Origin of the sequence: Streptomyces cavernae (genome assembly GCF_004023625.1) — a bacterium.
GTDB lineage: Bacteria > Actinomycetota > Actinomycetes > Streptomycetales > Streptomycetaceae > Streptomyces > Streptomyces cavernae.
On the sequence record NZ_ML137710.1, the window covers coordinates 12,011 to 25,335 of the forward strand.

The 13,325-nt window shown below is 67.9% G+C and carries 12 protein-coding genes; 6 read left to right on the plus strand and 6 right to left on the minus strand.

The genetic code is table 11. The features are described 5' to 3' along the window. Positions 1-48: 48 nt before the first annotated feature. Entirely contained in the window at positions 49-213 is a 165-nt protein-coding gene (locus tag EF387_RS46550) for a hypothetical protein (RefSeq protein WP_155589730.1), read from the plus strand. Between the two features lie 145 nt (positions 214-358). Then, complete coding sequence (locus EF387_RS03625) at positions 359-1,132, plus strand: helix-turn-helix domain-containing protein (protein WP_128375007.1); 774 nt, start codon at positions 359-361, stop codon at positions 1,130-1,132. 585 nt (positions 1,133-1,717) lie between these two features. On the opposite strand, the gene EF387_RS03630 is transcribed toward EF387_RS03625, so the two are convergent. After that, complete coding sequence (locus EF387_RS03630; protein WP_128375008.1) at positions 1,718-2,389, minus strand: hypothetical protein; 672 nt, start codon at positions 2,387-2,389, stop codon at positions 1,718-1,720. A 472-nt stretch (positions 2,390-2,861) separates the two neighbouring features. Further along, positions 2,862-3,089: a hypothetical protein gene (locus EF387_RS03635; protein ID WP_128375009.1), complete on the minus strand. Its 228-nt coding sequence runs from the start codon at positions 3,087-3,089 to the stop codon at positions 2,862-2,864. Between the two features lie 443 nt (positions 3,090-3,532). Here EF387_RS03635 and EF387_RS03640 point away from each other — a divergent pair, with 443 nt between their 5' ends. Next, positions 3,533-3,838, plus strand: coding sequence for a recombinase family protein (locus EF387_RS03640; RefSeq protein ID WP_274388920.1), 306 nt, complete (start codon positions 3,533-3,535; stop codon positions 3,836-3,838). A 158-nt stretch (positions 3,839-3,996) separates the two neighbouring features. Beyond that, positions 3,997-4,380, plus strand: coding sequence for a cold-shock protein (locus EF387_RS49365; RefSeq protein ID WP_099503518.1), 384 nt, complete (start codon positions 3,997-3,999; stop codon positions 4,378-4,380). An 81-nt stretch (positions 4,381-4,461) separates the two neighbouring features. Here the strand turns inward: EF387_RS49365 and EF387_RS03650 are convergent, their stop codons facing one another. From EF387_RS03650 to EF387_RS03665, 4 genes are all read right to left on the minus strand, one after another. Continuing rightward, positions 4,462-5,322, minus strand: a complete 861-nt coding sequence (locus EF387_RS03650) for a 1,4-dihydroxy-6-naphtoate synthase (protein ID WP_128375010.1) — start codon at positions 5,320-5,322, stop codon at positions 4,462-4,464. Continuing rightward, complete coding sequence (locus tag EF387_RS03655; protein WP_128375011.1) at positions 5,319-5,900, minus strand: futalosine hydrolase; 582 nt, start codon at positions 5,898-5,900, stop codon at positions 5,319-5,321. The genes EF387_RS03650 and EF387_RS03655 overlap by 4 nt, the downstream gene beginning before the upstream one ends. Before the next feature lie 491 nt (positions 5,901-6,391). Further along, on the minus strand, positions 6,392-6,871 hold the full coding sequence (locus EF387_RS03660) for a DUF2771 domain-containing protein (RefSeq protein WP_128375012.1): 480 nt from the start codon (positions 6,869-6,871) through the stop codon (positions 6,392-6,394). A gap of 109 nt (positions 6,872-6,980) precedes the next feature. Continuing rightward, on the minus strand, positions 6,981-8,405 hold the full coding sequence (locus tag EF387_RS03665) for an MFS transporter (protein WP_128375013.1): 1,425 nt from the start codon (positions 8,403-8,405) through the stop codon (positions 6,981-6,983). Between the two features lie 533 nt (positions 8,406-8,938). On the opposite strand from EF387_RS03665, the gene EF387_RS03675 reads away from it, so the two are divergent. Beyond that, positions 8,939-9,865: a DUF3027 domain-containing protein gene (locus tag EF387_RS03675; protein WP_128375014.1), complete on the plus strand. Its 927-nt coding sequence runs from the start codon at positions 8,939-8,941 to the stop codon at positions 9,863-9,865. 270 nt (positions 9,866-10,135) lie between these two features. Continuing rightward, entirely contained in the window at positions 10,136-13,297 is a 3,162-nt protein-coding gene (locus tag EF387_RS03680; RefSeq protein WP_128375015.1) for a sacsin N-terminal ATP-binding-like domain-containing protein, read from the plus strand. Positions 13,298-13,325 lie beyond the last annotated feature (28 nt).

The window sequence follows — 13,325 nt, forward strand, 5'->3', positions numbered from 1 at the left end:
GTAGACAACATCAACAATCCACCACGTAAGCCAGCGAGGAAGTTGAGAGTGGGTGACCATCTGAGGCTCTGGAACGGCAAAACTGCCGAGATTCTGGCGATTGAGGAAGCGGTGAGCCAGGTAGGGAAGAAGGCTCTCATCCTGCGTCTGTACAAGGCGGGGAACATGGCTGTTAAGCGGGACACCTTCGTGAACATGCACTATCCAGAGTAGTAACTACAGTGGCGCGGAGCCGGTATCTCCAAACTCGGAGGTATCGGCTCCTTTAGTTGGTGGTGTGCGAGAGGAGTAACTCCACAAGACCGGAGTCAATCGACTAGTACCAGTAAGTCAATCACTAAGAACAAGGATACCAGCAATGACAGACACAACGAGAATCACCGTAGACGTATTGGACGGGCCGAGCGTCAGATACAGAGACGGGGCGTACTTTCAGGGAAGCAAAGCTCTCCTATATAGCTGGGACTTGTCTCCAGCCGCACTGAAGCTATGGCTCATTCTTGACGACCATGCGCAACAGAACAGAATTGCCAACCCAGGGAGGAAGCGTCTAGCGGAGTTGGTGAACGTCAAGAGCCTACGAGCTCTCGACACCTACATTGATGAGCTGGAAGACCAGGGCTGGCTAATCGTCACTCAGGTTGTTGACTCGTCGGGACAGCACAGCAATGCATACACCCTCACCATTCCGAAGGGCTTGAATGTCCTTACCGACGATTACAAGCGCTCCACCAAAGAGATTGAAGTGAAGCCAAAGCCCAAGATGGAGAAGACCAGGGCGGCACTGGAAGTCAAGGAAACCGATATCGCCCCTCGCTACGCCCTGAGCTACAACCACACCAGGGAGGACGTACCGGCTCCAAGGGGAGGCGTACAGAGAGCCCTAGAGCTTAGCCAGAGCGCCCGTAGGGACACTCAGGCACTCCAGAGCAAGACACCACAGAGACCAGCTCTACCGGCCGCACAGAGCGAGAGTGCTAGCCCAGTGAAGAAGGGTGCTCCTGCTCCCGGAAAGAGGGATCTGACAGAGGCCAAAAGCATTGGCACGCTGGAAGCCTTCCAGAGGGCAATCCCCCACAACTCACGTGCGGCGCAGCGAGCCTATGACGCGTTCCTCAAAGAACAGGGATAGCCGTTCCACGGAAGGGGTGTCAGAGCGACCCCTAGCAGGATTCTACTAGGGGGGTAGCAATATCTTGCTAGGGGGGTGTGCAGAATACTGCTAGGGGCCCGTGCAGGATTCTGCTACCAAAGAATACTAAGAGAAAGATACTAGATACTAAGGGAAGGATACTAAGAGAAATGGCAAACTAGAGGGTAGACCAAGGGTGAGAGAGATTTGGGGTAAGCCCTGGTTGAGACTAATACCCGCCTTCGGCGGATTGGGTTTCCCTGGTTTTACCTGATTAGGAATCCCCCGACTTCTCTATTGGTATTCCTCTGGTAATGGAATACCTCAGCCGGCTGGGGTACATTAATTCCTTTATTCAATAGAGAAATGAGGCTACTGTAATTGTTTTTCAAAGGAAATTCACCGAGGATACCCGGTTTCCGTAGGTCACCTGGTTTATTTCTCTGTTCCACTTCTGATGCACCATTCGAATCCCCTGGAATGCACAGCTCATCGTGTCTGATTCCAAAGAAACCCCCTCTTAGCCTTTGCGAGCCTGAGAGGGGGTTTCTGTTTGTGCCCTGAATCGCTGGATCATTCTTGCCGTTAATGGGATTCCAGGCTGTATCGAGTGTTCCTGTTCTCGGATCTGAAGAGAACTCCATTCAGTTTCCCCCAAGAACTCGAAGCCGGCTCGGGGTATAGCCCTGCATTCTTGAGTTCTTCCATGATTGCTTCGTAGTCGTCTTCGAATTCTTGCAAGAACTCATCTCGCCTCATGAGTTCGCCTGTTCGTTTCAGCTCGGAATAGACAGCCTGAGCCGGGAAGCTCAGGCTTTCTAGTTCTTTCATTCGTCCCTCTCGTCCGCCCATGTAGTGAAGGTTCGTGTCTCGCGCTCCCATGAAACCGATGGAAGACGTAACCTCATGAATCACGCCCGTACCCTTTAGCTCTTCCAGAGCATTACGGAACTCACCAGGCGCAGCACCAGGGAATACCTCTTGGAACTGTCGCTCTACCTCGCTGGTCTTTGCTGGGGTTGGTCTCTCGTAGGCATCAAAGCCCTTGACGATTTCAACGATGGCGGGACCACTCTGCGAGAGAATCGCTTCTCTACGCTGCTGCTCCTTGTACTGCTCCACCATGCGGTGTTGCTCGGCCTCCAAAGCCGCTTGCTTAGCTCTCTTCTCTACCTGGTACTCAGGGTAGGTAACGCGAGCCCAGTAGTTATCTGAACGCTCCTGAGTGCCGAATGTGAATGCGTTGGTGTTGGTCATAGGTCTCTCCTAGTTCTGTGTGTATCGGCGTGGCTTGTGGTTACGGTCCACAAAAAGCTTTCCCTCGTCTTCTAGCTCCGCTACTGCGTCTCTGAGGTCTCTTCGATTGAGTCCCAGACCTAGAGCCTCACAAAGCTCATCCTGGGTGAACCTAAGTACCTCTTCCTCATCTTGTGAGTTCAGGTATAGCCAAAGCATGTTTGCTCTGGCCTTGATCCTTGCCTCTCGCCTTAGCTCGATTACTTCTGTCTGCTCTTGCATCTCATCCTTTCTCTACGCTACTAGCGCTCTCTCTGGCCACTCAGACAGCTCTCTAAGGCACGCTCTGATGTGGTCCGGGGTCATGTGTGTCTCGTGCGCGAGTACACCCGTAGAGACGTACTCATGACGCTCGTAATGGGCACGGATAACGTGTAGCACCGTGAATGCCTCAGGGCTGATCTCTGCAATGCTTGTGCTCATGTCCGTACCCCTATGCCAGCCAGCCGGAACGGCGTAGCTCGGCCTTGCAGGCATCGAGGGATACGAATGGAACACGCATCTTGGCCAGGTAGTCCTCCCATGCCTCTTCAGTGAGAGGGAGGCCGATTTGCCATGCAGACCACACGACTTTCGCGTGTGTGGACAGGTTCTTGACCTGGTAAATGGGTACGGCTGGAACGGTCGTACGTGGAATCTCAACCGTGTTGGTTGTGCTCATGGAAACTCTCCAGGTAGGTCGATTGGTTTTATCTCTCCGTCGACCTCACCCTTCTGTATTAATGATCTCACGTATCCGTTCAATGTTGGTAAGAGCCGGACCGCCCCTGAGCAGCGAAAACCCCCGAGATCAACAATCAGTTATCTCGGGGGGTCTATTCATCACGCTATGTAAGGTATAGTTACTCGTCCTGTCCGCTATTCGGTGAGTGTGTGATCAAGATCACTCTCTAGGGAGCTGTACTTGAAGCACTCCCGATGCTAGATACCGGCGCTGCGCGTCCGGCTAGCGCTTCCTGTGCGAACGCTGCTGAACGGCTCTCCAGTGCGCCTACGAAGTTGCGCACGCCATCCTCGGCTAGCTGTGCCCCTTGCTCGCTGCGCTGCGCCGTGTCGGCTCCCATGCGATCGATTACGTCAAGGTCGTGTGGCTGTCCAGGTCCCATGTCTCTCTCCTCTGTCTTGCCTGTCTCATCTCTCCGCCTCTGCTCATCCCCTAAGGGAGAGGGAAAGTTCTTTTTCACCATGATGGTTGCCTTTGCTGAGCTTGAGCGAGACATGATCGTGGAGCGCACCCGTGCCGGTCTGGACGCCGCCAAGGCTCAGGGGCGTACCGGTGGCCGTCCGTCCGTCATCACTGAGGACGTGCTGACTGTCGCCAAGGCTCGTAAGGCCAAGGGGGAGAGCATCACCGCCATTGCCAAGGCTCTTGGAGTCTCCCGCGCCACCCTGTACCGGCACCTTGGCTAGCTCTCACGCTCCCCCCACCACTTTGAGCCTCTGCCTTCACTGGTAGGGGCTCAGTCTCGTTTTAAGGCGTGTCCGGCTGGAGAGACCCCCGGTAGGCTGTCTCAACGGCAGATCAAGGGTGTCCGGCCAGTCCGGGAGCGATCGAGGGAGCGTGTGCTTTGCCGACTGGCAAGGTCAAGTGGTTCAACAGCGAGAAGGGCTTCGGCTTTCTCTCCCGTGACGACGGCGGCGACGTCTTCGTCCATTCCTCGGTCCTGCCCGCCGGAGTCGATGCCCTGAAGCCCGGTCAGCGCGTCGAGTTCGGTGTGGTCGCCGGGCAGCGCGGGGACCAGGCGCTCTCGGTGACCCTGCTGGACCCGACCCCGTCGGTCGCCGCCGCCCAGCGCCGCAAGCCGGACGAGCTGGCCTCCATCGTGCAGGATCTGACGACCCTCCTCGAGAACATCACCCCGATGCTGGAGAAGGGCCGCTATCCCGACAAGGCGTCCGGCAAGAAGATCGCGGGCCTGCTGCGCGCGGTCGCGGACCAACTCGACGTGTGACGATCACCGTTCCTCGTGTGACGATCCCCGCTCGACGTGTGATGGTGTCCGCTCGAAGTGTGACGGCCTGTCCGCTCGGCCCTACGGAAACCTCAGCGCGTCCGGCCCGAGGGGCGGCACCAGCCCCTCGGCCGCCGCTCGCGTGAGCAGGCCGCGTACCGCCGCGTACCCCTCGTCGCCCAGGTCGGCCGTGAACTCGTTGACGTACAGCCCGATGTGCTGGTCGGCGACGGCCGGGTCCATCTCCTGGGCGTGCTCGAGGACGTAGGGGCGGGAGGCCTCGGGGTCGTCCCAGGCCGCGCGGACCGAGGCGCGGGCCGCCTCGGCGAGCCGCCGCAGCGTGTCCTCGCCCAGCGAGCGCCGGGCGAGGATCGCGCCCAGGGGGATCGGCAGGCCGGTGGTGTCCTCCCAGTGCTCGCCCATGTCGGCGAGCTTCACCAGACCGTAGTTCTGGTACGTGAAGCGTGCCTCGTGGATGACCAGTCCCGCGTCGACCTTCCCGTCCCGCACGGCCGGCATGATCTCGTGGAACGGCATCACGACGATCTCGCCCACCCGGCCGGGCACGGTGTCCGCGGCCCACAGCCGGAACAGCAGGTAGGCCGTCGAGCGCTCGCTGGGCACGGCCACCGTCCGCCCCACCAGGTCCGCGCCGGGCTCCCGCGTCAGCACCAGCGGACCGCAGCCCCGCCCCAGTGCCCCGCCGCAGGGCAGCAGCGCGTACTCGTCGAGGACGTAGGGCAGAACGGCGTACGACACCTTCAGCACGTCGCCCTCGCCGCGCTCGGCCATCGCGTTGGTGATGTCGATGTCCGCGAAGGTCACGTCGAGCGCGGGCGCACCCGGTACGCGGCCGTGGGCCCACGCGTCGAAGACGAAGGTGTCGTTCGGACAGGGCGAGAAGGCGATCTGCAGGGCTTCCCCGGGCTGTGCAGGTGTCATACCGGTTTCCAACTCTCCAGCAGCGGGCGGATCTTCCCGAAGCCCTCGGCCAGGGCGGCCAGGGCGTCCCCGATGCGCCAGGCGGCACGGTCACGGGGGCCGACGGGATTGGAGACGGCGCGCAGTTCCACGACCGGCACGCCATGGGCCGCCGCCGCCTCGGCCACCCCGAAGCCTTCCATGGCCTCGGCCAGGGCGCGGGGATGGCGCCGCCGGAGTTCCGCCGCGCGTTCGGCGGTGCCGGTGACGGTGGAAACGGTGAGCACGGTGCCGATGGCCGCTCCGGTGGCGGCGGCGATCTCCCGTACGAGGGAATCCGGGGGCCGGTGGCTGACGGTTCCGAAGCCCAGCTCGGTGACCGGTACGAAGCCCGCCGGGGTCTCGGCCCCGAGGTCGGCGGCGGTGATCTCGTCGGCGACGACGAGGGAACCCAGGGGGGCGCCGGGCTGGAAACCGCCGGCGATCCCGGCGGAGACGACGAGCGAGTACGGGGCGCCGGCGAGCGCGGCGGCGGTGAGGGCCGAGGCGGTGGTGGCGGCGGCGCGGGCCGGACCGACGCCGACGGCGAGCACGGTCACCGCGTCAACCGGCGCACCAGGGGCTCCGGCTGTATCGGGGGCTCCGGATGCAACGTGGGCTCCGGCTGTATCGGGGGCTCCGGATGCAACGGGGGCTCCGGCGGTATCGGGGGCTCCGGATGCAACGGGGGCTCCGGCGGTATCGGGGGCTCCGGATGCAACGGGGGCTCCGGCGGTATCGGGGGCTCCGGATGCAACGGGGGCTCCGGTTGCATCGGCGGCTGCGGTTGCATTGAGGGCTGCGGGCGCCCCAGGGGCTCCGGCAGCACTTGGGGCTCCCGCCGCACCGAGTGCTCCGGAAGGACCGGGCGCTCCGGGTGCCTCATGCGGGTCATCTGACGTTCCCGGTGCCACAGGTGTGCGGGGCGCCGTGGCGGATGTGCCTGGCGCGCCCAGTGTGCCGCCGGGCGGGAACGCCCTCGCCACCGCGTCCCGTTCGGCGGGGACGGCGGTGGCGACGAGGATGCGTACGGGGACTGCCGAGGGCGTGATCAGGAATCCTTCTTGAGCCGGTAGTTCCACAGGCCGCTGACGCTGTTGGCGTCCTTGCCGTCCGCCTTCACGGAGACCAGCGTGGAGGAGCCCTGGGCGCCGTACTGGGCGTTGAAGAACACGCTGCCCGGGATCGTCCGGTACGTCTTCTTGCTGGAGTCGGTCAGCGGCTGGCCGTTCATCAGGATCGTCCAGCCCTTGTCCGCGATCTCCGGGTCGACGCCGAACCGCACGGTCGCGTCCGGGTCGACCTTGATCGACTCGATGTCCGTGTTCTTCAGGCACTTCGCCAGCTCTGCGCTCGGCAGGGTCTTGCCGTCGTCGTAGCAGGTGGCCTCGGAGTTCACCGAGTCGTCGCCGACAGTGATGGTGGCCAGCGGAGTCGGCTTCTCGCAGGCGGACAGGGCGAGGAGCCCGGCGGACACCGCGCCCACGGCGGCGATGGCCCGGCGGCGGTTGGCGAAACGCAGGGAGGTCATGGGCGAAGGCTATCGGGCGTGTCGGGTCGGCTCCCCATGTGGGGGTGTCGCGTTCCGGCGCCGTCCCGTTCGCGGGGCGGAACGAACCCGCCACTGGCCGGCCGCCCGCTCAGCTCACCCGGGTACGCGAGACCCCTCCATGGCGGGCCGAGGAGAGCAGGCCGCGGACCGTGGTGAGCCAGCCGGTGGCCACGATGCCGGAGGCCACCGCCAGGCCGAGCACCCCGTTCAACGGCAGCGCGATGCCGATCGCCCCACCGACCACCCAGGACATCTGCAGCAGCGTCTCGGACCGCGCGAAGGCCGAGGTACGCACGACCTCCGGCACGTCCCGCTGGATCAGGGCGTCCAGTGAGAGCTTCGACAGCGCCTGCGCGAACCCGGCGAACGCCGCCAGCACCGCCAACAGGAAAGCGCTGAAGAACACCGCCGAGGCGATCGCCACCCCGAGCACCACCGCGATCACCGTCACGATGATCACCTCGGGCGCCCGTGATCTCAGCCAGGCCCCGACCGCCGTGCCCAGGGCGTTGCCCGTGCCCGCCGCTACCCCGACTATGCCCAGCGAGACGGCCGCGCTCTGGCCGCCCAGCGGGTGCTCGCGCAGCAGGAAGGCGAGGAAGAAGATCAGGAAACCGGACAGACAGCGCAGCGAGGCGTTGGCGGCCAGCGCGTGGGTGACGGCGATGCCGACCGTGCGCAGGCCGGGCCGTTTGATCTCCTTGCGGTGCGGCCCGTGCAGATGCTGCTCGTCGGCCGCCAGCAGCGCCTTGTCCTCGCCCTTGGCGGAGTCGACCTTGGGGTCCAGCGAGAACGACAGGAACGTTCCCGCTACGAAGATCACGAAGGCTCCGTACAGCGGATAGCGGGGGCCCAGCGCCTGCAGGCCCGCACCGATCGGCGCCGCCACACCGGTGGCGAGCAGACCGCCGAGCGTGACCCGGGAGTTGGCCTTCACCAGGGAGAAGCGGGGAGGCAGCAGGCGTGGCACCACGGCGCTTCTGACCACGCCGTACGCCTTCGAGGCGACCAGCACGCCGAGCGCCGCCGGATACAGCTCGATGCTGCCGGTGACGACTGCCCCGGACAGCAGCAGGGCGAGCAGCGCCCGAGCCAGCATCGCGCTCGCCATCGCGGCGCGGCGGCCGTGCGGCACCCGGTCCAGGAGGGGACCGATCACCGGGGCGAGCAGGGTGAAGGGGGCCATGGTGATGGCGAGGTACAGCGCCACCCGGCCGCGTGCCTCGTCCGTCGGGACGGAGAAGAACACCGTGGAGGCGAGCGCGACCGTGATCATCACGTCGCCCGCGCCGTTGACCGCGTGCAGTTCGATCAGTTTGCCGAGGCCGGATTCGCCGGCGCCCTGGGCGTGGGTCGCGCGGCGGATCCCGCGAGCCGTTCCCGTGAACGGCAGGTGCAGGGCACGGGCTACCGAGCGGACGGCCCGTCGTACGGGACCGGATCCGCTCTCCTTGCCGAGTCCCCTCGCACCACCGGTTCCGGTGGCACCCCGGGGTGACCGTGCGGTTGCCACCCCGTCATAGTGCCCCGTCGGCGGCGGCACTAGTGCGGTTACGGCACGTATGGCCCTGTGGGGGAGCGGGGGACGAGAGGCACGAGCGAGGGATCGGGGGCAGGCGAAGCGGGGAATATGCCCGCTTTCTTCATCATTTGCCGACGGTTCTCGGGGCGGTTGACGGCCGGTTGGCGGTTTGCCGCGGGTTCCATGTCCGTTCGCTGTGAGCGTTGCACACCGGGCGGGCGCGAGGGTGCTCCGGCCTGACGCCGCGAACGAGCGGGAGCGGCTCCGACTCCGGTGTGGGCGCGGGGGCCCGGAGAAGGTAGCGTGCGTAACGCGCCTGCGGCGGTTGTTCTCGGCCGCGCGCCTGCCCGCCATACCGCAGAATGGATGGTGTAGGTGCGCCCGAGCGCGATCAGGCGCGGACGTCGACGCGGCCCTCCCCCGGTGCCCCAGCAGGCCCGGGAGGCGACCCCCCAGGCCGCTCCGTCCGCACCCCGCCGAGGGATGGCGCACCCGTGAGACGGCGTAGGAGAGAAGCGATACCTGTGAGCGCAGCGACAACGCGAAGCCGCACCCCCGACCGTCTGTGCGCCGAGGCCGTCGACCTCGCCCGGTCAGCCGCCGAGGAGGCCGCAGCGCCCGGAGTCGTGGGAGAGCACGCCGGGTTGATCTCCGAGGGAGACCGTGTTGTCACGCACTTCTTCGAGTGCAAGGAGCCCGGTTACCGCGGCTGGCGCTGGGCGGTGACGGTGGCCCGGGCGTCCCGGGCGAAGGTGGTCACGCTCGACGAGACGGTCCTGCTGCCGGGACCCGACGCCCTGCTGGCGCCGGAGTGGGTGCCGTGGAGCGAGCGGCTCAGGCCCGGCGACATGGGCCCCGGCGACCTGCTGCCGACGGAGGCGGACGACCTCCGGCTGGAGCCGGGGTACACCGGCGAGGACGAGCCGGCGCCGAACGCCGCGGTGTCCGCGGAGATGGCCGAGCTGGTGGACGCGGAGGACGTCGAGGTGACGGCCCGGGTGCCGGCGGAGCTGCCGGCCGCGCCCGCGCGGGGCTCCATCGCGGCGGTCGCCGAGGAACTGGGGATGCGGCGGGCCCGGGTGCTGTCGCGGTACGGGCTGCACACCGCGGCGGACCGGTGGGAGGAGTCGTACGGCTCCAAGACGCCCATGGCGCAGGCGGCACCCGCGTCCTGTTTGAGCTGTGGGTTCCTGGCCCCGATCGGAGGGTCGCTGGGGCAGGCCTTCGGGGTGTGCGCCAATGAGTTCTCGCCCGCGGACGGGCGTGTGGTCTCGCTCGCCTACGGGTGCGGTGGCCACTCGGAGGCGGCGGTGATGCCGAAGCCGCCGCGGCCCGCTCCGCCGGTGATCGACGAGACGATCGTGGAGCCGTTCCCGCTGCGTCCCGCGCCCGACTCGGGTTCCGTGTCCGCTCCCGGCGAGGAGTCGACGGAGGAACTGGGGCACTCGTAGCGGGTTTTCGCCCCCTTCGCCTCATCTGCCCTCTCCGCCCCTTCGGCCCCTCCTGTTGTCCCTCGACCCCGGGGGCCGCCGTCCCATGACCCCTCTTATCGGCCTGAACGGCCTCGTCCTCACAGGCCGGACGGGCTTGCGGGCTCTCGTCTGAGCGAGACTGGAGGCGGGCACCCGCCCGGCGCGAGCACCGGGGCGGAGCGCGGTACCTTCGTGGCGCTAGCCAAAAGCCGAGCGCAGGGGCGTGCGGTGCGAGGGAGTGTGACCACGGTGACCAAGTTCGTGCGGCCGGCGGCCGAGGGCGCGGACCCGTTCGGGACGGCGCGACTGCGGCGCGGGGTGCTGGACGCCTGGGCCACCAGCCCGGCCCGTTTCCGGGAGGACGCCAACGCCGAGGAGGACCTCGTCCTCGGCGGCTATCGGGACCGGCTCGTCGTCGAGCTCGCCCAGAACGCCGCGGACGCGGCCGCCAGGGCCCAGGTGCCCGGGCGGCTCCGGCTCACGCTGCGGGACGGGGTGCTCGTCGCCGCCAACACCGGCGCCCCGCTGGACGCGGCCGGGGTGGAGTCGCTGTCCACGCTGCGGGCCTCCGCCAAGCGCGACGGTCAGGCGGCGGGCGCCGTCGGGCGGTTCGGCGTCGGGTTCGCCGCAGTGCTGGCCGTGACCGACGAACCCGCCGTGGTGGGGCGGCACGGCGGTGTCCGCTGGTCCCTCGCGGAGGCGCGGGAGCTGACCGCGGACGTCGCCCGGCACAGCCCCGGACTGGGCGACGAGGTCCGTCGGCGCGACGGCCATGTGCCGCTGCTGCGGCTGCCGTTCGCGGCGGAGGGCACCGCCCCGGAGTCGTACGACACCGTGGTGATCCTGCCGCTGCGGGACGCGGCCGCCGAGGATCTCGCCGAGCGGCTGCTCGGCGCGGTCGACGACGCCCTGCTGCTGGCCCTGCCCGGTCTCGACGAGGTCGTCGTGGAGATCGGCGACGAGGTGCGGACCGTGCGACGGCACCGGGAGGGCGAGCACGACGTCCGGATCGAGGACTCCCGGCTCGGTGTCACCCACTGGCGTACCGTCGCCCGGCACGGGTCCCTGGACGCCGCCCTGCTCGCCGACCGGCCCGTGGAGGAGCGGTTGCGGCCCCACTGGTCCGTGACCTGGGCCGTGCCCGTCGGGGAGGACGGGGCCCCGGCCCTGCCGCGTACCGCGCCCGTCGTGCACGCCCCGACGCCCAGCGACGAGGCCCTCGGCGTGCCGGCGCTGCTGATCGCCTCGCTGCCTCTGGACACCACCCGGCGGCATGCCGCCCCCGGTCCGCTCACCGACTTCCTGGTGGAGCGTGCGGCCGATGCGTACGCCGAACTCCTCGCGGACTGGCGGCCGGTGGGGACCGGGATCCTCGACTTGGTGCCCGGGCCGCTCGGCAAGGGCGAGCTGGACGGTGCGCTGCGGCGGGCCGTGCTGGAGCGGCTGCCGCGCACGGCGTTCCTGCCGCCCGCGGGGGAGCCCGGCGGTTCCGGGGGTGTGGCCGCCGGTCCCGAGGAGGACCGTGACGAGGCCGAGGTGCCGTTGGTGCTGAAGCCTCGCGACGCCGAGATCGTCGAGGGTGCCGGGGCCGAGACGGTGCGGGTCCTCGCCGAGGTGCTGCCGAGCCTGCTGCCGGCCGGGCTGGAGCGGCGGGTCGAACTGCGGACCCTGGGCGTGGCGCGGCTGCCGCTCGGCGAGGCCATCGACCGGCTCGCCGGACTGGAGAAGGATCCCGGGTGGTGGCGCAGGCTCTACGACAGCCTTGCCGGAGTGGACCCGGACCGGCTGTCGGGGCTGCCCGTGCCCCTCGCGGACGGCCGGACCACCATCGGGCCGCGGCAGGTGCTGCTGCCCACCGCCGACGGGGCCACCGCCGCCCCCGACGCCCTGGCCCGGCTCGGGCTCAAGGTCGCCCACCCCGACGCGGCGCATCCGCTGCTGGAGAAGCTCGGCGCCCTCCCGGCCACCCCGCGTGCCATTCTGACGACTCCTCAGGTGCGGGTCGCGGTCGCGGGGTCGCTCGACGACGAGGCGCCCGCCTGGGACGATGACGGCCTCGACGCCGAGGAACTCGCCGAGATCGTCCTGTCGTTGGTGCGGGACGCCGGTCTGGAACCCGGTGACGAGCCCTGGCTGGGCGCGCTCGCCCTGCCGGACGAGGAGGGCGAGCTCGCCCCGGCGGGTGAACTCGTGCTGCCGGGCAGCCCGTTCGCGCGGGTCATGCGGGAGGGCGAACTCGCCGCCGTGGACGAGGAGCTGGCCGAGCGCTGGGGCGAACAGCCGCTGGCCGCCTGTGGCGTGCTGGCGAACTTCGCCCTCGTACGGGCCCATGACGTCGTCCTCGACCCGGACGAACTGGAGCCCCGCGACGGGGACTTCGCGGAGCCCGACGACGCCGGTCTGCTGGACGCGGTGGACGTCTGGAGCGAGGACGTGCTCGACCGGTTCCCCGACAGCCCGGTGCCTCCGGTGGCGACCGAGCTGATCGCCGTACGGGACCTGGATCTCGTGGACGACGACCGGTGGCCGGAGGCCCTCGCGCTGCTGTCACGGCCGCCGCTGCGCGACGCGATCATCCAGCCCGTACGGATCCTGCTGGCGGACGGCACGCACGAGATCGTCCGGCCGTACACGGCGTGGTGGCTGCGCGGCCATCCGGTGCTGGACGGCCGGCGGCCCGCCGGACTGCGGGCGGCGGGCGGCGATCCGCTGCTGCGTGGCCTGTACGACGAGGTGGACGCCACCGGCTTCGACGACGAGCAGGTACTGCGGGCCCTCGGGGTGCGGACCTCCGTGGCCGCGCTGCTCGACGAACCGGGGGGCGCCGCCGAACTGCTCGACCGGCTCGCCGATCCCGAGCGCGAGGTGACGGCCCCTCAGCTGCACGCTCTGTACGGCGCCTTGGCCGACCTCGATCCCGAACAGGTCACCCTGCCCGACGAGGTACGGGCCGTGGTCGACGGGCGGGTGACCGTCGTGGACGCCGCCGACGCCGTGGTCGCCGACTCGCCCGATCTGCTCCCGCTCACCGGAGGGATGGCGCTGCTGCCCGTACGGCCGTCGCGCGCCGCGGAGTTGGCGGAGCTGTTCCAGGTGCGGCGGCTCAGTGAGGTCGTCACCGCCGAGATCACCGAGCAGGGCGCCGAGCATCCCGTGCCGGAGTCCGTCCGGGTCCTGCTGGGCCCGGCGACCCCCCACTCGTACGTGGAGCACGAGGAACTCCTTGTGGGCGGCGTGGAGCTGGACTGGCACCGCACCCCGGACGGCACCGTGCACGCCGCCACCCTGGAGGGCGTGGCCGCCGGGCTCGCCTGGGCGGCCGGGCAGTGGCCGCGCCGGTTCGAGGTCGCCGCTCTCTTGGAGGACCCGACCCGTACGGAGGAGCTGGCGCGGGACCGCTGGTTCGACTGAGGTGTGATGTGCGGGGAGGCGGGAGGCC

What these genes read in the sequence shown, in the direction of transcription:
- EF387_RS03625 (WP_128375007.1), top strand. Translation starts at nt 359, where the DNA reads ATGACAGACACAACGAGAATCACCGTAGACGTATTGGACGGGCCGAGC.
- EF387_RS03630 (WP_128375008.1), bottom strand. Translation starts at nt 2,389, where the DNA reads ATGACCAACACCAACGCATTCACATTCGGCACTCAGGAGCGTTCAGAT.
- EF387_RS03635 (WP_128375009.1), bottom strand. Translation starts at nt 3,089, where the DNA reads ATGAGCACAACCAACACGGTTGAGATTCCACGTACGACCGTTCCAGCC.
- EF387_RS03640 (WP_274388920.1), top strand. Translation starts at nt 3,533, where the DNA reads ATGTCTCTCTCCTCTGTCTTGCCTGTCTCATCTCTCCGCCTCTGCTCA.
- EF387_RS03650 (WP_128375010.1), bottom strand. Translation starts at nt 5,322, where the DNA reads ATGACACCTGCACAGCCCGGGGAAGCCCTGCAGATCGCCTTCTCGCCC.
- EF387_RS03660 (WP_128375012.1), bottom strand. Translation starts at nt 6,871, where the DNA reads ATGACCTCCCTGCGTTTCGCCAACCGCCGCCGGGCCATCGCCGCCGTG.